This is a genomic window from Vibrio sp. BS-M-Sm-2, from assembly GCF_041504345.1.
Lineage (GTDB): Bacteria > Pseudomonadota > Gammaproteobacteria > Enterobacterales > Vibrionaceae > Vibrio > Vibrio satsumensis.
On record NZ_CP167894.1, the window covers coordinates 2,735,230 to 2,754,444 of the forward strand.

The 19,215-nt window shown below is 44.0% G+C and carries 17 protein-coding genes and 1 pseudogene; 9 read left to right on the top strand and 9 right to left on the bottom strand.

Annotation, left to right across the window (positions count from 1 at the left end; translation table 11 throughout):
- Nucleotides 1–110: 110 nt before the first annotated feature.
- Nucleotides 111–2,576 carry an acyl-CoA dehydrogenase FadE gene (gene fadE, locus AB8613_RS12620; RefSeq protein ID WP_372383893.1) on the bottom strand — a complete coding sequence of 822 codons (2,466 nt, stop codon included), beginning with the start codon at nt 2,574–2,576 and terminating at the stop codon, nt 111–113.
- Nucleotides 2,577–2,905: 329 nt separating this feature from the next.
- Here fadE and lpcA point away from each other — a divergent pair, with 329 nt between their 5' ends.
- Both lpcA and AB8613_RS12630 read left to right on the top strand, forming a co-directional pair.
- Nucleotides 2,906–3,481: a D-sedoheptulose 7-phosphate isomerase gene (lpcA, locus tag AB8613_RS12625; RefSeq protein ID WP_017063379.1), complete on the top strand. Its 576-nt coding sequence runs from the start codon at nt 2,906–2,908 to the stop codon at nt 3,479–3,481.
- 67 nt (nt 3,482–3,548) lie between these two features.
- Entirely contained in the window at nt 3,549–4,394 is an 846-nt protein-coding gene (locus AB8613_RS12630; RefSeq protein ID WP_372383894.1) for a class II glutamine amidotransferase, read from the top strand.
- A gap of 98 nt (nt 4,395–4,492) precedes the next feature.
- Here the strand turns inward: AB8613_RS12630 and purN are convergent, their stop codons facing one another.
- Together purN and purM are read right to left on the bottom strand one after the other, a co-directional pair.
- Nucleotides 4,493–5,167, bottom strand: a complete 675-nt coding sequence (purN, locus tag AB8613_RS12635; RefSeq protein WP_372383895.1) for a phosphoribosylglycinamide formyltransferase — start codon at nt 5,165–5,167, stop codon at nt 4,493–4,495.
- A 132-nt stretch (nt 5,168–5,299) separates the two neighbouring features.
- Complete coding sequence (gene purM, locus AB8613_RS12640; RefSeq protein ID WP_102464690.1) at nt 5,300–6,340, bottom strand: phosphoribosylformylglycinamidine cyclo-ligase; 1,041 nt, start codon at nt 6,338–6,340, stop codon at nt 5,300–5,302.
- 169 nt (nt 6,341–6,509) lie between these two features.
- Here purM and upp point away from each other — a divergent pair, with 169 nt between their 5' ends.
- Nucleotides 6,510–7,136, top strand: coding sequence for a uracil phosphoribosyltransferase (gene upp, locus AB8613_RS12645; protein ID WP_017060716.1), 627 nt, complete (start codon nt 6,510–6,512; stop codon nt 7,134–7,136).
- 141 nt (nt 7,137–7,277) lie between these two features.
- Here upp and AB8613_RS12650 read toward each other — a convergent pair whose 3' ends face one another.
- Entirely contained in the window at nt 7,278–8,516 is a 1,239-nt protein-coding gene (locus AB8613_RS12650; RefSeq protein ID WP_146492112.1) for a uracil-xanthine permease family protein, read from the bottom strand.
- Nucleotides 8,517–8,793: 277 nt separating this feature from the next.
- Here AB8613_RS12650 and AB8613_RS12655 point away from each other — a divergent pair, with 277 nt between their 5' ends.
- Nucleotides 8,794–10,050 carry a DUF2066 domain-containing protein gene (locus AB8613_RS12655; RefSeq protein WP_372383896.1) on the top strand — a complete coding sequence of 419 codons (1,257 nt, stop codon included), beginning with the start codon at nt 8,794–8,796 and terminating at the stop codon, nt 10,048–10,050.
- A 112-nt stretch (nt 10,051–10,162) separates the two neighbouring features.
- On the opposite strand, the gene AB8613_RS12660 is transcribed toward AB8613_RS12655, so the two are convergent.
- The 4 genes from AB8613_RS12660 to AB8613_RS12675 all read right to left on the bottom strand — a co-directional run bounded on the left by AB8613_RS12660 (nt 10,163) and on the right by AB8613_RS12675 (nt 13,121).
- A complete protein-coding gene (locus tag AB8613_RS12660; protein ID WP_146492114.1) occupies nt 10,163–10,600 on the bottom strand; it encodes a DUF2069 domain-containing protein in 438 nt (145 codons plus the stop codon).
- Nucleotides 10,597–11,190, bottom strand: a complete 594-nt coding sequence (wrbA, locus tag AB8613_RS12665; RefSeq protein ID WP_146492115.1) for an NAD(P)H:quinone oxidoreductase — start codon at nt 11,188–11,190, stop codon at nt 10,597–10,599. Before wrbA ends, AB8613_RS12660 begins: the two co-directional genes overlap by 4 nt.
- Nucleotides 11,191–11,196: 6 nt before the next feature.
- Entirely contained in the window at nt 11,197–11,547 is a 351-nt protein-coding gene (gene arsC, locus AB8613_RS12670; RefSeq protein ID WP_061018581.1) for an arsenate reductase (glutaredoxin), read from the bottom strand.
- Nucleotides 11,548–11,666: 119 nt separating this feature from the next.
- A complete protein-coding gene (locus AB8613_RS12675) occupies nt 11,667–13,121 on the bottom strand; it encodes a M48 family metalloprotease (protein ID WP_372383897.1) in 1,455 nt (484 codons plus the stop codon).
- A gap of 178 nt (nt 13,122–13,299) precedes the next feature.
- Here AB8613_RS12675 and AB8613_RS12680 point away from each other — a divergent pair, with 178 nt between their 5' ends.
- Nucleotides 13,300–13,539 (top strand): sulfurtransferase TusA family protein, encoded by a 240-nt coding sequence (locus tag AB8613_RS12680; protein WP_004738640.1) that lies wholly within the window; start codon nt 13,300–13,302, stop codon nt 13,537–13,539.
- Nucleotides 13,532–14,608, top strand: coding sequence for an AI-2E family transporter (locus AB8613_RS12685; protein ID WP_146492117.1), 1,077 nt, complete (start codon nt 13,532–13,534; stop codon nt 14,606–14,608). The genes AB8613_RS12680 and AB8613_RS12685 overlap by 8 nt, the downstream gene beginning before the upstream one ends.
- A 124-nt stretch (nt 14,609–14,732) precedes the next feature.
- Here the strand turns inward: AB8613_RS12685 and AB8613_RS12690 are convergent.
- Nucleotides 14,733–14,876: pseudogene (locus tag AB8613_RS12690) on the bottom strand (thioredoxin-dependent thiol peroxidase); the annotation flags it as partial.
- A gap of 764 nt (nt 14,877–15,640) precedes the next feature.
- Here AB8613_RS12690 and AB8613_RS12695 point away from each other — a divergent pair.
- The 3 genes from AB8613_RS12695 to AB8613_RS12705 are packed head-to-tail and all read left to right on the top strand — an operon-like array spanning nt 15,641 to nt 19,050.
- Complete coding sequence (locus tag AB8613_RS12695; protein WP_372383898.1) at nt 15,641–16,939, top strand: hypothetical protein; 1,299 nt, start codon at nt 15,641–15,643, stop codon at nt 16,937–16,939.
- Nucleotides 16,940–16,948: 9 nt separating this feature from the next.
- Nucleotides 16,949–18,271, top strand: coding sequence for a GTPase-associated system all-helical protein GASH (locus AB8613_RS12700; protein ID WP_372383899.1), 1,323 nt, complete (start codon nt 16,949–16,951; stop codon nt 18,269–18,271).
- Nucleotides 18,272–18,327: 56 nt separating this feature from the next.
- Nucleotides 18,328–19,050, top strand: a complete 723-nt coding sequence (locus tag AB8613_RS12705; protein ID WP_372383900.1) for a hypothetical protein — start codon at nt 18,328–18,330, stop codon at nt 19,048–19,050.
- The last annotated feature ends 165 nt before the right edge of the window (nt 19,051–19,215 follow it).

Sequence of the window (19,215 nt, forward strand, 5' to 3'; positions counted from 1 at the left end):
CATTCGCGTCATTGAGCTATTCGGAGATTAAAAACATTCGTGCACATAATAGTGCTGAGAATAAAAAAAACGGGACTCATAGGAGTCCCGTTTTTGTTCTAGTTCAGAGCCTAGGCGACGTTATCAATCGATTGTTCTGGGTACTGAGACTTTGCTGCAAGCTCCTCTGGTGAGAAGTCATCCACGTTAATCGTGTACAGTCTATGTTCCTCTGCGCTAATCAGAAGGTTCGCTTCTTCTTGCGTTAAGATACCTTTTTCAAGTCCTAATTGAGCAACAAGATCAAGTCGTAAGAAGGCACGTTTTTGATGTGTCTCTTTGCAGACTTTGTCGAACAGAGGTTCAGCTTGAAGAATCACTTCTAGCGCTTTTTCAATCTTACCTACTGGGTTGTATTCCGTTGCTTCCAGGTATTGGCCGCGACCGATACGAGAGCGTGTTTCACTTGGTGTTTGTAGAATGTGCGCGACTTTGCTATCCAGTTTGTCGTTTGGTGCACGACGGATACGGCCAAATGGCATTAGCACAACACGAAGTAGACGACCAATCACAGGGTTAGGGAAGTTCGCTAAGAACTCATCAATCGCCACTTCAGTCTGACGTAAGCTATCTTGCATACCCCAATGTACTAACGGCAGATCTTCAGCGTGGCTGCCTTCGCTTTCAAAGCGTTTCAGCGTTGCTGATCCGAGGTAAAGTTGACTCAGGATATCCCCCAGTCTTGCTGATAAACGTTCTCTACGCTTAAGTGAGCCACCTAGAACTGCCATTGAGATATCAGACAGTAGCGCTAGGTTTGCACTGTAGCGGTTTAGCTGTTGGTAGTAACGTTGTGTCTGTTTATCTGTTTTATTTGAAGGTGTTGGCGCATCTGAACCACGACCATCGGTTAAACCAAACCACAAGCTGCGGACTAGATTACTCATAGTAAAGCTAACGTGTCCTGCTAACGCTGAATCGAACTTATCAAGCGCATCACTACTTCCAGAATAAGCCGCTTCCATTTCATTAAGAACATAAGGGTGGCAACGAATCGCCCCTTGACCATAGATGATCATTGAACGAGTTAGGATGTTTGCGCCTTCAACCGTAATCGCGATAGGCGAACCTTGGTAACCACGAGCTAGGAAGTTCGAGGGGCCCAAACAAATGCCTTTACCGCCGACGATATCCATCGCATCAATGATGCTGCGTTGGCCACGGTGAGTACAGTGGTACTTAACGATTGCAGAGATAACTGAAGGCTTTTCGCCAAGGTCGATACCTGCAACGGTTAGGTTACTCGCAGCGTCCATTACATAAGCGTTACCTGCAAGGCGTGCAAGTGGCTCTTCAACCCCTTCCATGCGACCAATCGGTTGTTTGAACTGACGACGGATACGAGCGTAAGCACCTGTTGCAAGCGCTGCTGATTTAATACCACCTGTTGAGTTTGAAGGCAGTGTGATACCACGACCAACCGACAGACACTCAACCAGCATGCGCCAGCCTTGGCCTGCCATTTTCTGGCCACCAATGATGAAGTCGATAGGCACGAAGATATCGTCGCCTTGCGTTGGACCGTTCTGGAAAGGTACGTTTAGCGGGAAGTGGCGGTTGCCAATTTCTACGCCTTTTAAATCTGTTGGGATAAGCGCACAAGTGATGCCTAGATCTTTTTGATCACCAAGCAGACCATCAGGGTCACGCAGTTTAAAAGCCAAGCCTAATACCGTCGCGACAGGTGCTAGGGTGATGTAACGCTTGTTCCAAGTTAGGCGCATGCCCAATACTTCTTCGCCTTGCCATTCACCTTTGCATACAACACCGTAATCTGGGATTGAACCTGCATCTGAACCGGCTTCTGGATTGGTTAGGGCAAAACAAGGGATCTCTTTACCTTCCGCTAGGCGCGGCAGGTAGTGGTTTCTTTGTTCTTCAGTACCGTAGTGTTGTAATAGCTCACCAGGGCCTAATGAGTTAGGTACGCCAACCGTTGATGACAATACGCTAGAAACGCCGGTTAGCTTCTGAAGAACCAAAGATTGAGCGTAAGCCGAGAATTCTAAACCGCCGTATTTTTTCTTGATGATCATGGCGAAGAATTTATGGTCTTTCAGGTATTGCCATACTTCTGGTGGCAAATCAGCAAGCTCATGTGTCACTTGGTAATCGTTGACCATTTCACACACGGTATTCACTGGACCATCTAAAAACGCTTGCTCGGCTTCAGAGAGTTTCGGGTCAGCAATGTTCTGAAGCTTCTTCCATTCAGGTTTGCCTTTGAACAGCTCTGCTTCCCACCATACAGTGCCAGCTTCTAGTGCTTCTTTTTCTGTCTGAGACATCGCCGGAAGAACTTTCTTAAATAAAGAGAGCGCTTTTTGGCTGATTAGGGTCTGACGAATGGTCGGTACAGCAAAGATCGCAACGGCTAACAAGTAACAAAGCCAGCCAGTGACTGCCACGCCACCAAACATTGTTAATGCTACCATTGCGCCGGTTAATACAACTAACGCACGTACCAGACTAACTCTATGGTAAAGACAGACGCCTAAGATGGCTGTCATGCCGAGTAGGGAGAGCAATATGTTCATGATCGATTTCCTTTTCAGAGATCACTTATTGTTATTAAGTTTTAGGTAAGAGGTCTAACCAGTTAAGTGTAAACAGAATATTAAATATTTGTAAAACTCCAAAGTGAATAAAAAGTGATCTCAATAGAGCTAAAGTTCTAATTGTGAGAGGTTGGTGGCGAATATTTGGACGGATTTACAGTGAGACCCTAATTAAGGTGGCAATCTTTGGGCTTAAGTGTCGACACTATTTCATGTTTGTGGGTAAACTCAGATATAAAGAGGGGAAAACCCTCAGCTCTCATTTCACGTACTTTAAGTTGCGTAAAAAAATATAAGAGATAAGCCTTATGTACCAAGACCTAATCAAAAGTGAATTGAACGAAGCTGCTGACGTTCTGAATAAGTTCCTGAGTGATGACCATAACATCGCTCAAATTGAAGCGGCGGCAAAACTGATTGCTGATTCATTCAAGCAAGAGGGCAAAGTGCTTTCTTGTGGCAACGGTGGTTCACACTGTGATGCAATGCACTTCGCGGAAGAGCTTACTGGCCGATACCGTGAAAACCGCCCAGGTTACGCTGGCATTGCGATTTCAGACCCAAGCCACCTGTCTTGCGTGAGTAATGATTTTGGCTACGACCACGTATTTTCGCGTTATGTAGAAGCGGTAGGTCGTAAAGGTGATGTGTTGTTCGGTCTGTCGACTTCAGGTAACTCGGCCAATATTTTAAAAGCGATTGAAGCCGCTCAAGCTAAAGGCATGAAGACGATTGCATTGACGGGTAAAGATGGCGGTAAAATGGCTGGTTGTGCTGATATCGAAATCCGAGTGCCACATTTTGGTTACGCAGACCGTATCCAAGAGATTCACATTAAGATCATTCATATTGTGATTCAGCTTGTCGAAAAAGAGATGGAATAATAATTTTACAGATATTTAGAGCCTAGGTTTGTGGCTCTATTGGTTTTAATAGGGAGTAGATTAAACCATGTGTGAATTGCTCGGTATGAGCGCGAATGTGCCAACTGATATTTGTTTTAGTTTCACCGGCCTGATGCAGCGTGGAGGTAATACCGGACCGCATCGTGATGGGTGGGGAATCACCTTTTATGAGGGGAAGGGCTTTCGAACGTTCAAAGATCCTAACCCTAGCTGTGAATCAAAGATTGCTGAGTTAGTTCAAAACTACCCAATTAAAAGCCAAGCTGTTGTCAGTCATATCCGTCAAGCCAATCGTGGTGGCGTTAATCTAGAAAACACTCACCCATTTACTCGTGAGCTTTGGGGACGATACTGGACCTTCGCTCATAATGGCCAATTAACGGATTACGATGATCTGGTTAGTGGTCGTTTCAGGCCTGTCGGTGAGACGGACAGTGAACTTTCTTTCTGTTGGTTAGTGAAACAATTAGAAGATCGTTTTCCTGAACCACCACAGGACATGGAAGGCATGTTTCGCTTTGTTGCAGAGTGTTGTGACCAGCTGCGTGAGAAAGGTGTCTTTAACATGCTACTCAGTGATGGTGAGTACGTCATGACCTACTGTACGAATCACTTATACTGGATAACAAGACGTGCGCCTTTTGGTAATGCGAGCCTGATTGACGAAGATGTTGAGATAAACTTCCAAGAAGAGACTACGCCAAATGATGTGGTTACGGTCGTCGCAACGCAGCCTCTAACATGCAATGAAGAGTGGTTTAGAATGAAGCCAGGCGAATACGCCCTGTTTCATTTTGGTGAGCTGATCGGTAATAACCATAAAGCGTTGGAAGATATTGCTTACGCACCTAAAAAAGTTGCAAGCCAAGCGCCAACTGAGCCATTGAGCTAAGTATTCCGAATAGTATTATTTTGAAACGCATAAAAGAAAGGCCGCTTACTGAACTAATGAATCAGTAAGCGGCCTTTTTTGATTTAGTTTCTGACGAATTACTCTTCTGCGTAACCGTGTTTGCCCAATGCCTTACCGTCTAACACAGCCTGCCCATTTAGCATTGATAAACGATCTTCCGCGAACCATTTGCAGACCATAGGGTAAATGCAGTGTTCTTGAGTAAGCACTCGGCTTGCCAGCATATTAGCATCATCATCTTCAAATACTGGAACCTTAGCCTGTAAGATCACAGGGCCACCATCAAGTTCTTCGGTAACAAAGTGGACGCTAGTACCGTGTTCTTTGTCTTGCGCATCAATAGCACGCTGGTGGGTGTGTAGACCTGGATATTTAGGTAACAGGGAAGGGTGGATGTTGACCATTTTACCCGCATAGTGACGAACAAACTCTGAACTTAGGATACGCATGTATCCTGCTAGTACGATTAAATCGGGTTGGTAGGCATCGATCTGAATCATCAATTCATGGTCAAACTTTTCACGTGAACCAAAGTCTTTTGGATTCACTGAATGTGCGTCAACACCTGCGGCTTTCGCTCGTTCTAATCCAAAAGCCTCTGCTTTGTTCGAGAAGACAGCCTTAACTGAAGCATCAATCATATTGCTATCACAGGCATCCAAAATTGCCTGTAAATTACTTCCGCTTCCTGAAACTAACACAACGATGTTTTTCTTAGAGTGACTGGTTTTATTTGAGTGATTGTTTTTCATAGAGTGGGTCATACGATTGATTAACGGGACTGTTTACAATGTACCCACATAAACTAAGGTTTTCTGCGGGCTAAATAGCAAAATGAGGACCATTAGGTCCTCATTGATTAACTAAGTAAGTGCGCGTATCACTTATTTGATTTCAACTTGCTCTTCGCCAGCTTCAGCGTTTGCGATCTCACCGATAACCCAAGCGTTTTCGCCTTCAGTTTTCAGTAGTTCAACAGCAGCGTCTGCTTGATCTTTAGGTAGAGCAACAACTAGGCCTACACCACAGTTGAAAGTGCGGTACATTTCAAATGTCTCCACGTTACCTTTCTCTTGTAGCCAGTTGAAGATAGCAGGCCATTCCCAGCTCTTGCCATCAATGACTGCTTTAGTACCTTCAGGAAGTACGCGTGGGATGTTTTCCCAGAAACCACCACCTGTGATGTGCGAGATAGCATGAATGTCATGCTCTGCAATCATCTTAAGTGCCGATTTGATGTAAATCTTAGTGGGTTCTAGTAGGTGCTCACCGATAGTGCGACCTTCTAGCTCTTCACTCTTATCAGCACCAGAAACTTCTAGAACTTTACGAATTAAAGAGTAACCGTTTGAGTGTGGACCACTTGAGCCAACAGCGATAAGTGCGTCACCTGCTGCTACTTTAGTACCGTCGATGATGTCAGCTTTCTCTACAACACCAACACAGAAGCCAGCTACGTCGTAGTCGTCGCCTTCGTACATGCCTGGCATTTCAGCCGTTTCACCGCCGATTAGTGCACAACCAGCTTGAACACAACCTTCAGCGATACCAGAAACAACGTCTGCTGCTGTATCTACATCTAGCTTACCTGTTGCGTAGTAGTCTAGGAAGAATAGCGGCTCACCACCTTGAACGATTAGGTCGTTCACACACATTGCCACTAGATCTATACCAATGGTGTCGTGTTTTTTCAGATCCAAAGCAAGGCGAAGTTTAGTACCAACACCATCAGTACCTGAAACAAGTACTGGCTCTTTGTATTTCGTTGGAAGTTCACATAGGGCGCCAAAGCCACCAATACCGCCCATTACTTCAGGGCGACGAGTGCGTTTAACAGCACCTTTAATACGGTCTACTAGTGCATTACCTGCGTCGATATCAACACCAGCGTCTTTGTAGCTTAGAGAAGAAGTATTACCACTCACGGGATAGTCCTCGAACTTAAGTTGGATGTGAAAACGGCGCTATTCTAACAGGGCTTGATTACCAAGAGCAAACGTTTGCGCGGTTTTTTTTATTAGAATAAAGATTCTGAAATAACCACAAAGTTCGTGTATAATCTACAGGTTTGTTTAAATATTGCCGGAGTTGGAAATGAAAGTTGTTGAAGTGAAACACCCGCTAGTAAAACATAAAATTGGCCTGATGCGTGAAGGTGAGATTAGCACTAAGCGTTTTCGTGAGCTAGCGACAGAAGTGGGTAGCCTTCTAACATACGAAGCGACATCAGACTTTGAAACTGAGCGCGTAACGATTAACGGTTGGAACGGTCCAGTTGAAGTTGACCAAATTAAAGGTAAAAAAGTAACTGTAGTGCCAATCCTACGTGCTGGTCTAGGCATGATGGACGGCGTTCTTGAGCACATCCCAAGTGCACGTATCAGTGTTGTTGGTATCTACCGTGACGAAGAAACGCTTGAGCCAGTACCATACTTCAACAAGCTTGCATCTAACATCGACGAGCGTATTGCTCTAGTCGTAGATCCAATGCTTGCGACAGGTGGTTCTATGATCGCGACTATCGACCTGATGAAAGAGAAAGGTTGTAAGCACTTTAAGATTCTTGTGCTTGTTGCTGCTCCTGAAGGTATCGCTGCTCTAGAAAAAGCGCACCCAGACGTTGAGCTTTACACTGCTGCAATCGATGAGAAGCTAAATGACAAGGGCTACATTGTTCCTGGTCTTGGCGATGCTGGTGATAAGATCTTCGGTACTAAGTAATTCGGTTTCAGCTTAAGTGACTCTAAACCGTTTCTTAACTCGCTGAATTAGCCGTATTAATAAAAAGGGAGAGCATTCAATGCTCTCCCTTTTTTGATCTTGTTGGTTTGTGATTCTTTTGAATCTACGGTTACCTATTCATTAATCGATTTGAGCTTTATCTACCACAGTGTTGTCACCTAGCTCATCTGGAAGTACTAAGTTAAGTAGAATCGCGACGATACCGCATAAGCTTACGCCTTGTAGGCTAAAGTCGCCGATGCCAAATGCCATGCCGCCAATACCGAAGACTAACGTAATGCCCACAATCACAAGGTTACGTGATTTGTGTAGATCGACTTTGTTCTGAATTAGAGTATTCAAGCCTACGGTTGCGATAGAACCAAATAGTAGAATCATGATGCCGCCCATCACAGGAACCGGAATTGTTTGGAGTAGTGCGCCTAGCTTGCCAACCAATGCAAGAACAATGGCTGTTACCGCAGCCCAAGTCATGATCACCGGGTTGAATGCTTTAGTCAGCATTACCGCGCCTGTTACTTCACTATAGGTTGTGTTTGGTGGAGCGCCCAGCATCGATGCAGCAATCGTTGCCACGCCGTCGCCTGTGATTGTACGGTGCAGGCCTGGCTTCTTAAGGTAGTCTTTACCCGTCACGTTGGAAATCGCAAGCATGTCACCTACGTGCTCAACGGCTGGTGCAATCGCGACAAACACCATGAAGAAGATAGCGTTGATGTTGAATTCAGGCATAGTGAAGTTTGGCAGTGCCAACCACGACGCTTGTGCAACAGGTGCGAAGTCGACTGCGCCATAAACCAGGCTTGTTATGTATCCCGCAACAATACCACCGAAGATTGGTAGTAGCTTAAGGAAGCCTTTAGAGAACACACTGATGACAATTGTCACTAACAGTGAAATCGAAGAGATCCACAGTGCTGCGTCTGCATCAACAAGTTGAACTGCGCCATCACCTGTTTTACCTAGCGCCATGTTTACCGCCACAGGCGCAAGGCCTAGACCGATAACCATGATTACAGGGCCAACGACCACAGGTGGAAGTAACTTGTGGATGAAGGCTACGCCACGTACTTTAATCAACGCACCCATTAATACATACACAACACCCGCCGCCATAAGACCGCCCATGGTTGCACCTACACCCCAAGTTTGAATACCAAACATGATAGGCGCGATGAATGCGAAAGAAGACGCTAAGAAGATTGGCACTGAACGGCGTGTAATAAGTTGGAATAAAAGGGTACCGATACCTGCGCCAAAGAGTGCAACGTTAGGATCGAGTCCAGTCAGTAGCGGCACGAGTACAAGCGCACCAAAAGCTACGAACAGCATTTGTGCACCTTGCAGAGCATTCTTCATGTTATGTCCTTAAAAATGGTCGTTATATGAAAAGTGAAAAATAAAATTCGCAGGATTCTATCACTTAGCAATCGATTGCCGCACCAAATAGATCAAATTTATTTATCTTAGTGATGTTTTATATTTATCAAGGCTCGGAAATTCAGCCTATAAGTGAGCGATTTATCATGGCCAGGTGATATTTTGTGGTTATTAAACAGAGTGGGTGTTATCGACCTTGCCCCTCAATCCATAGTTGCTTATCATCTAGGCACAAGATTTGAATATTAGGATCAGTATGCGCTATATAGCATTGTTGTTGATGGGACTATTAGCCTCTCCGAGTTACGCCTTAACTCAAGTAGATATCTTTAGTGCTGAAGTTGCGATTAACGCTGAAGACAAACAGCCAGAACAAGTGGCAAGAAATACAGGTATGGAGCAGGTATTGATACGTGCGACTGGCCAAACTGATGTCGCTTCGAATGAGACAATTCAAAAGGCGATGCGCAAGAGTGCGCAGTACATGTCTCAAATGAGTTTTGGCGAAAGCAACGATCAATCAACATTGCGCATGCGTTTTAACGGTGCTCAAATCCGCTCTCTGTTGACTCAAGCGCAGTTACCGTACTGGCCTGACACGCGCTCAAACATCCTTGTTTGGCTGGTGGAAGAGGACAACTACGATAAGAACATCGTGTGGGAACACTCTAACTCACAGTTGGCCGCTGGCTTACAAGCGAACGCAAAGGAGCGAGGTTTGCCTTTGACGCTGCCTGTTGGTGATTTTGACGATATTACAGGTATTGCGACTTCTGATTTGTGGGGCAGCTTTGTTACGCCAATCAGTAAAGCAAGTCAGCGTTACCCTGTTGATGCTGTGTTGGTGATAAAGGCTCAATCTTCAGGTCTACGTTGGACTCTATACGATCAAAAGCCAAGTCAATTGACGAGCACACCAAAATCGCCAGTGAGTGGTTCGGTATCGGGCAACAGCGCAACAACTTCCAAGAAGTTAGTTGATCAAATCAGCAACTACTATGCAGACAAAAGTGCTGTGACGGTAGCAAGTGAGTCATCAGAATCGATTTTAACGCAGTTTATTAGCCTGAATAATGCTCAAGACTTCTTCCAGTTGGAGAACGCACTTAAGCGTCTAAACTCGGTTGCAAGCCTAGATATTCTGAAGATTCAGAACAATGAAGTGACTTTCCGAATTCACTTATTGTCGACTCAACAAGAGTTTGAGCAAGAAGTGGAAAGCATTCGCCAAGTTGCGAAGGTTGAAGAATCTTACATTGAACCTGAAGTGAGCCCTGAATTTGAAACTCAAGACAACACCATGTCTGTTGGTGATGATTTAACAGGTGCTGCTGAAGTAGCTGGTGACGAAGCTGACTCAGGCGTACAAGTGAGTAAGGGCAACGAGGTATCTGTGGATGCTGAGCTAACCAACACGTCTGACGCAACGTTAGAGGAATCTAACACAGAAGATCTAACCATTACTGCGCCAGTACATGCTAAGCCAAGCTTAGTCTACGAGTGGGTTCGTTAATAATTATCAGCTGGCATAAGTGATTGAAATGAAAGTATGAAAAAGCCCTGCAAGAGGTTTCTCGCAGGGCTTTTTGTTTGTAAGCGGTCAGTTTGAAAGCATCAAATCAATATTATCGCTCGAACTTAGCTTTCTCTTTCTTTTCTACTTCAGAAAGGCGCTTAAGTTTGATGCCTAATTCTTTGGCACGAAAGCGAGTAAATAAGATATTGCCCGCGAACCCTAGAGTAGTCAGAAGCAGTTCAACCGCAGCTAGTAAGCGCTCACCACCGTCTACATACAAGATAGTTAATGCGTGTAGGAAGTAGAGCATTAAGACGAAATTAGCCCAAGCATGCGTATAAGGCTTACCTGCTAAAATCCCCGGTAATGGCAGTAACAGTGGTATAGCCCAAGCAATCGCAAGCGTTACATTACTCAGGTGAGGGTGCGGCGAAAGTGTCATCTGCCAAGCCACCACCCAGAATAAAAGCGACAAGTTACCCGCTAAAGCAAGGTAGCGAAATAACTTGGTTTTGGGAGACATAGCCTTCTCTGGCATATACATCATTGAGAAATTCCCTTCTGGTTTAGTGCGATACGTGCAAGGCGTTTGCCTAGATTTTGCGCCAACTCAACCTCTTCTTTGCTAAGTGAAGCGCTCTCTCCAGTACTGCTTGCACCATAAGGCGTACCACCAGTTTGAGTGGTGTGCAGCGCAGGTTCTGAGTAGGGGATGCCCACGATTAACATGCCGTGATGCAGCAGGGGTAACATCATGCTTTGTTGTGTCGTTTCTTGACCACCATGCAGTGATGAAGAAGAAGTAAATACACAAGCTGGCTTATCGATAAGATCGCCATTGATCCACAGTGATGTCGTGCTATCCCAAAAGTGCTTCATCGGCCCGGCCATATTGCCAAACCAAACTGGGCTGCCTAGCGCCAAACCATCACAAGATCGAAGTTCTTGTAACGAGGCGATAGGATCTGTTGGTTGATGACGCGAATCGGGCTGCTCTTCTACCGTGTACACGTCGTTCACTGTTCTCAGCATAGCTTCACACTCAGGGATGGACTCCACCCCTCGTGCAATCTGTCTTGCTAAAGCTTGTGTGTTGCCGTGGCGACTGTAATAAAGAACAAGAATGTTAATGCTCATATTGGATTACAGAATCTCTAGCACTTGCTCTGGTGGGCGACCAATTTTTGCTTTGTTGTTTGCAACAACCACAGGGCGTTCAAACAGTTTTGGGTTTGTCGCCATTGCTGAAAATAGATCTTCATCAGTAACCGAAGCATCACCAAGGTTTGCTTCTTTGTAATCCGCTTCTTTGGTGCGCATCATGTCGCGAACACTCTCAAATCCAAGCTGAGTGAACAGTACTTTCAGCTGTTCAACCGTCAAAGGATTTTCTAGGTATTTGATTACCTCTGGCTGTACGCCGTTTTCCTGAAGCACTTCTAGAGTTTGACGGCTCTTTGAGCAGCGTGGATTATGATAAATCACGACAGACATGGTTCTTCCTCATTATTATTTTTTGATTTAATTGTTAGCTAAAGCCACCAGAGGTGACTTCTTTTTTCGTAACGTTGAGCTTTCTTTTTATACTGGCAACGAGCGTTACCAGTAACATATTATTGTAGCGACAAGAAGCGTTCTCTCTGAATCATGAGTTGATCAATTCGTGCGTCGTAGCGTGCTTGTTTTAGGCTACCAAGCTCAGCGATTTGACTTGCTTGCGTGTAGTACTGAATCGCTTTGTTCCAGTTGGCTTGTAGTGCCAAAATTTCTGCACGAGCAGCTAGTTCTTCGTCACTATTACCAAGGCTCGTATTTACTTTTGAAAGTAGGTGCCAGCCATTGGTGTCGTTCGGATTATCGTGCGTGTAACGTTGCAATACGCGAACGGCTTCTTGTAGATCTTCATTTTCAATCAGGGCATTGGCGTAGTTAATGGTCAGAACCGGGTTGTTTGGCTGACGAACCAGTGCCGATTTAAGTTCTTTAATCGCAATCTCAGGCTGCTTCTTCTCGATGTGTAGGTCCGAAATAGCGTCTAGATAAAACAGGTTGGTTGGGTCGCTGTTAATCAGCTTGTTCAGAATTGGTTCTGCTTTGTCTAATTTTTTAGAATCTAGGTAAACCAGTGCTTGGCCATATTCTAATGACGGAACCATAGCTTTAGGGGCTTTCTTCAACTTACGCTCAAACCAGTCAAGAGCTGCATCATTATTAATGCCAGCATAGCGCGCGACAATACGGGCTCTTGCTAGATGGTAATCCAGTGATGGAGCCAGCTTCAGAGGCGGATAGCTGCGAGCACGTGCGCGTGAATCTGTGATTCGGTCTTCTGGTAATGGGTGAGTCAATAACATTGGTGGTGGTGTGCTTGCATAGCGGTATTCATCAGCCAAACGGCCAAAGAAACGTGGCATAGCATTCACATCGAATCCTGCTTTTGCAAGCGTGTTGATACCAAAACGGTCAGCTTCTGTTTCATTGCTACGCGTGTAGTTGATTTGGCTTTGCATGTTGCCCGCAGTAGTCGCAGTTAGGGCTGCGATCCCCGCTTCTGGTGCAGCAATTGCCAGTAATACAGAAGCAGCAAGTGCTGCGATGGTTACAGGAGAGCGGCGAGCTTGATCTTCCATACTACGTGCCAAGTGACGCTGAGTAACGTGCGCGATTTCGTGCGCTAATACAGAAGCCAGCTCACTTTCAGACTGTGCATGCAGGAATAGACCTGAGTGCAAAGCAACATAACCACCAAAGAAAGCAAAGGCGTTAATGTTGCGGTCACGGATCATAAAGAACTGAAAAGGTGTCTTTACATCATTCGCGTTTGCGACAAGGCGGTGGCCAAGCGTATCAATATACTGATTTAGAACAGGGTCGTTTACGATAGGTTGGCTGCTTCTGATGATACGCATGTAGGCATCACCATAGATAAGTTCTTGATCGATAGTGAGCGTGCCGCCAGCAGCGGTGCCGATGTCCGGTAAATCCAAGCTATTGGTGTTCGCCAACGTTGGGGTGCTTAATGTGGCTGCGATGCATAAGCAAGCAATTGAACGAGCGCGTTTAAACATATTAGTCAGTAATACTCCGTTTCTTCTGACAGTAGGACAAGGGCAATGCAAATTGGTTCTTTATCTAATTTAACCTTTGTTAAGTGCGTGCGCTATCCTGAAGGAAGATGAATCAATGATGGCACGTTTTTAAAAACAGATTACAATACGCCCCTTATAATAAGCATCGAGCCCAAGAATGACACCTAATATTCTAGATTTACGCCAAGAGCGCTGCCCAATGGCGTTATTATTAGCCAAGCGTCACAGTGTAAAGTTAGAAGTAGGGCAATCTTTGTCAATTTATGTATCAGATAACAGTTCGATGAAAGATATTGTTACTTTTTTGTCTAAGCAAGCTTATGTTGTCATGACAGAGGTTTGTTCTAATTACCATCATCTCCTCGTCACTAAAAAGGAATCGCAGTCAGATGCTTGAAATGGTCAGTCGTTGGTATAAACGACGTTTCTCTGATCCACACGCTGTCAGTTTGGTTGCCATCATTCTATTCGGCTTTATTACCATCTATTTCTTTGGTCACTTGATCGCACCATTATTGGTTGCGATTGTGTTGGCTTACTTGCTTGAGTGGCCTGTGACTCAACTTCAACGATTGGGTGTTCCAAGAACGCCGTCGGTGATGTTGGTGATCTTAATGTTCTTTAGCGTGATGCTATTGGCGATATTTGGTTTGGTGCCAACCATTTGGGAGCAAGTAGGCAACCTAATCAATGATATTCCAAGCATGTATGGCGGCTTACAGAAGTTCATTGCGACGATACCTGAACGCTATCCTGAGCTAGCAAACTTACAAATTGTTGAATCTATTGTGTCTAACGCGAAAAATAAAGCTCTAGGCTTTGGTGAAAGTGTGGTGAAGGGCTCTTTAGCTTCTCTCGTTAGCTTGGCTACGCTTGCAGTTTACTTGATTCTAGTACCGCTGCTGATCTTCTTCTTACTAAAAGATAAAGAAGAGATGATTAGCATGGCGAGTGGTGTTCTTCCTCGAAACCGTCGTTTGGCGACCAAAGTATGGGTTGAGATGAACCAGCAAATATCGAATTACATTCGCGGTAAGGTCTTAGAGATTTTAATCGTTGGTGGTGTCAGCTATGTAACTTTCGCGATTCTGGATCTGCGTTATTCAGTATTGTTGGCTGTAGCGGTTGGCTTCTCGGTATTGATTCCTTATATCGGTGCGGCAGCTGTGACTGTTCCGGTGGCGATTGTTGGTCTGTTCCAGTGGGGATTAGAACCTCAGTTTTACTGGTTGCTTCTCGCTTACGGTATTATTCAAGCGCTAGATGGCAACGTGCTCGTTCCGGTTCTTTTCTCTGAAGCGGTGAACCTGCACCCTGTGGCCATTATTGTTGCTGTGTTAGTGTTTGGTGGACTGTGGGGATTCTGGGGGGTGTTCTTTGCTATCCCGTTGGCAACGCTAGTTAAGGCGGTTTGGAATGCCTTACCGAGTCACGCATTAGACGATGACCCTGAACATCAAAAGTAATTGAACTTGTTATAGAAAAAGGCCGAACATTCATGATGTTCGGCCTTTTTTCGCTTAGCTTAATGAGTGTTGCTCTTGGCTTAGAGAGTGATGAATCTAAGGCATTAACTCACTCAAATCGCCTTTAAGCTTCTTGATTGAAGTAATCTAGAACCACTTCGTGGTGAGTCTTAGTCTTGAACTTGTTGAAGACGTGCTCAATCTGACCTTCTTCGTCAATTAGAAAGCTAATGCGGTGCAGGCCATCGTAAACCTTGCCCATGATGCGTTACCCTTGGAAATTTCATGAGACAAAAAATTTGACGATTATTGACAAACTCTATCTTTAACAGTGAGTTAGGTTAATAATTTCTCTTTTTGAACCTCAATTATAGCAGTTGTCATAATTTTTTGTAAATCGGGCTGATTTTGACACTTTTCAAAGCGCAAACTTGTCATAAAACTAAGGCGTTGCTATAAGTTGATAGTCATTACGATGGGATCGCTTGGTGATCACATATACACTTGTTCCAAAGTTTGGTTCTGTGAAACGTTTTTGGACATAAATCATTTAGACCAAGCAGACTAAATACCATTCACTGCATTAGTTTATCTATCTCACTAGACATTGCCTTGGATGAATAAGCATGCAAGAGATAAGGATTCGACACATTTCTTTTTACTTCGCTAAGGCTGAAGTCTCACCCTTTAAGCAGCACTAAGTTGCCGTCAACTTACGTTTTTCAAGTAACGCCACTGCGAGTTTGTTCGCTTTCATATACTTAACGTCTTCAACGAACCCTTTGGAAAGTTAACTCATATTAGGTTTATCCGATCCACCCGGAAAGTCATGACATAGTTCAGGTATAGCACTATGAAGATATCTAGCTACCCGCTATAACTAAACTCGAAGATAGCTCATCTGTATGCTCGTAATGTCATGAATAAAGATGAGTTTTCTGGATAGCATCCGTTGAAAAACAATGCACCTATCACCATATGATATCTAGAATATTGCTATTCTTCAGTGACTAAATCTAGAAGCGGATAACCATGACGGAAAAAGAAAAAATAGATGTCCTTATTGTATGCGCATTAAAGGATGAATTTGAGCAAGTCTTACAAATCAAGGACGGTATCGATAGTACTGGTTGGATAGAGAGAACTTTATCAAGCGGGAGATTAGTTGCTGATGCTCGTTTTGCAGGTAAAGACAATGCAATAATATCTATTCGAGTTACTTGGTCTTCATATATGGGGCGAGAAGAAGCAAGTGCTCTAGTTCATAGCATGCTTTCCGAGGCCGACTTTAAATGCATTGCAATGACGGGTATATGTGCAGGCCGAAGAGGAAAAACCTCCCTTGGCGATGTTATTTTTGCTGAAAGACTTTGGTCTTATGATGCAGGTAAGCTCATTAAAGAAGGTGATATCGAGGTATTTCAAGGTGATATGCTTCAATACCGCCCTGACACAGAAATTGTTCAAAGAATGCAAAACCTCTCTGTAGATTTATCCGCTTGGCCGATATCTAGGCCTAAGTACCCACTCGAAAACCAAGAGAACTGGGTATTACAGTGTTTAGCAAATCAAATTAAACCATTTGAACATGACGAATTTGATACCAAATGCGCAGATTGGCAGTCTGTGTTAGCCCGATTATTAAAGAAAAAATTAGTGACTAAGGAACTTACTTTAACTGACAGTGGGATCGAGAAAGCCACTGAGTTGAATCTATGGCACCCGAAAGGGTTACCTGAGCCTGAGCCATTTAGAATTCATGTCGCTCCTATAGCAACTGGGGCTGCTGTTGTTGAGGATTCAGGCTTGTTTTCAAGGCTTTCTCATTCTATGCGTAAAGTTCTTGGTGTTGATATGGAAGCAAGTGCATTAGGTGCTTTAGGTAATATAAATCGAATTCCTGTAATTGTAGTAAAAGCAGTTTCTGATTTTGGTGACACATTTAAGGATGATCAGTACAGGCACTTTGCTTCTCAAGCATCCGCTCAGTGCATGTTGAAGTTTCTTCGAGACAATACAGATATGTTTACTCACCACCAGGAAGTCGAGTTGATGAATGTTTCAACTGATGACCTAATTGTTTTTTTAGCAGAAGAGTACCCTGATATTTCAGATGCTAGGGCTCTTTGGAAGAGAGCTGGCGGGCGAAACAGTGATATTGCGAGCAACTCAAGACCAAAAGATATGTGGTTGAATATTTGGCAAAAATCAGTCAACGGTGCAGCGGTGAAACCAACTGACCTGTTGAATACTGTTGCTCATGACTATCCTGAAAGCGATTTAATTAAAAGCTTTTTAACTCATTTATCCGTCAACGAAAAACTGTACTAAGGAGCTACTATGGATACAATTTTGGATTCATTTTTAGGTTTAGGGCTTATTGAGAGCATCGACGGTAATGATGAACGCTTTGCTAAAATCGAGCAAGCAGCTCAAAAGCTGGCTGAATATTATCGTGAAGAGCGTGACCAACTTATTCCGGCAATTCTATGTGGCTTAAACCCTAATGTTTCACTAGATGAGTTGCCCATAAACAAAGCAAAAGAGCTTCTTCAGAATGAGTGGAAGGCATTCTTAACCGCATATGCTGATGAACCAGTTAATCTATATAGATCAATTATTCTTGAAGCTTGCTCTCAAGTATCTGAAGAAGATAACAATGCTGCAATAATGTGGCTCACCGCTTGTGACATATTCCCTTTATTACGATGTGGAAAAGAAGAAAAAGTACTGCGAACCTTTTTGCAATCATTAGGGCGTACTGCTGAGCAGAATTCAATCGTTAGTGCGCCAGGTTTGTCATTTAGCAAAGAGAAAACAATTAAGCTAGATGAGCTACCAACTCCAGTCGTTAATAAAAAAGATGTTGATGAAAATGATCTTCGCGAGCGTATAGGTGGAGCTGCTGGTCAAACTTATATCAATAAAGAAGGCCAAAATGTTCCGGGTATCAATCCCAATAGATACGCCGCTCATCAGAACCCGCCCCATTGGGCCGGCGACTTTGCTGAAAGAATGTCTGAAATTATAACTTCAGAAATCGCACTTGTTGAAGAACAATCAATTGCTAATAATAAGGCAATTGAGAATCTCAACTCGCTGAAGAAGTCCGTTGAAAAAGCCCTGAATGAGCAAAGGCTAGCCCTTCAAAGGCAGCAAAAAGCATTTTTAAATTTTCAAAGGCAGGAGCAAACGAGGCTAAATGTTTTATGGTGGGCTGAAGCTCTCTATTCAACATCTCAAAAAGAGAGCTATCGATCTCACCCTCCTGAAATCGCAGCGGTTTTAATGCCGTATGATTTGCTCGAAGAAATACAACTACCGTCACCAGCTAGTGTTGTATACACATTAGCTGAGGCGGTAGGCAAATTACCTGAATGCAGTCATGACCGTAACTACAGTTTTTATGAAATTTTGACTGAAATTCGAAGCAAACGTTCGCGGCTAGATCCTTGTTGGTTAAAAACACTTACTTCTAGATCCGATGAGAAAAGCTCAAATATTGGGGGGATGGTTGTTCGAGCTTTAGTTGATGAGAATTGCGATTTGAATTCATTGATAGAGAAATCTTTTATTCCTCAGGACTGGTGTTGTAGCCTCCCCGAACTATCAAGAGCAATTTTTAGACAGGAACAGGCATACCGACTAGTTGCGGAGGTGTAGGTATGAGTCGGTGTTCAAATCCAAATTGCTTTGTACATGATGGCGATACTTGTTGTATGGGGGAGCTCAATCATGAAGATTGTCCTTCATGGAGCCACAATAAGGCAACTGAGAGCAGTGACCTAGAAAGAAATGAAAACAATATTTCCTTTCGAGTACCTTGGTCATCTTCAGCTCTAGGGAGCTCAGATTTATCGCGTCTGTATCAACAAGGCCCATCAATTTTTATTGGATTGCTTGGTGCCCAAAATACAGGAAAAACGACTTTTCTAGCTGCGAATTATTTGCAATTACTGTCAGGTGAAAAGTACAACAATTTTGAGTTTTGTGGCTCTCAAACTCTTGGTGCATGGGAATCAATAGCATCATGGGCTCGAATTAACAATGAGAAGCAATTGCCATCATTTCCACCTCATACTCCACGTGGGGTGGATCGAACGCCAGGCATTCTTCATCTCATCTTACAAGACTCCAATGATAAGATTAAGAACATCTTTCTTACGGACGCTCCTGGTGAGTGGTTTACAAGGTGGTCTATTGATGTCGACGCTATCGATGCCGCAGGAGCAAAATGGACAGCCTCGCAGAGTGATGCCTTCTTAATATTTGCTGATTGTGAAAAGCTTGCTGGAGAAGAACGCAGTGTGGCAAGGAGAGAGCTGCGGACAATTATCGAACGCTTAGGTGAATCTGTCGGTTCTAGGCCAACAGTGCTTGTTTGGGCAAAAAGTGACAAACAACCTACAGAGGGAATAAAAAAGCAATTCAAAGAGCTTTAGAAAGCAATATTCCCCATGCCAAAGAGTTTGAAGTAACAGTGGAAGATCCTGCCTCTTTCACAATAGCGTTAGAATCAATCTTAAATGAGGCTTGGATACCTAGGTTTTGCGAACCTATCACGGAACCTATTGTAGGGAACACTTCATTTCTCGCTTTTAGGGGGC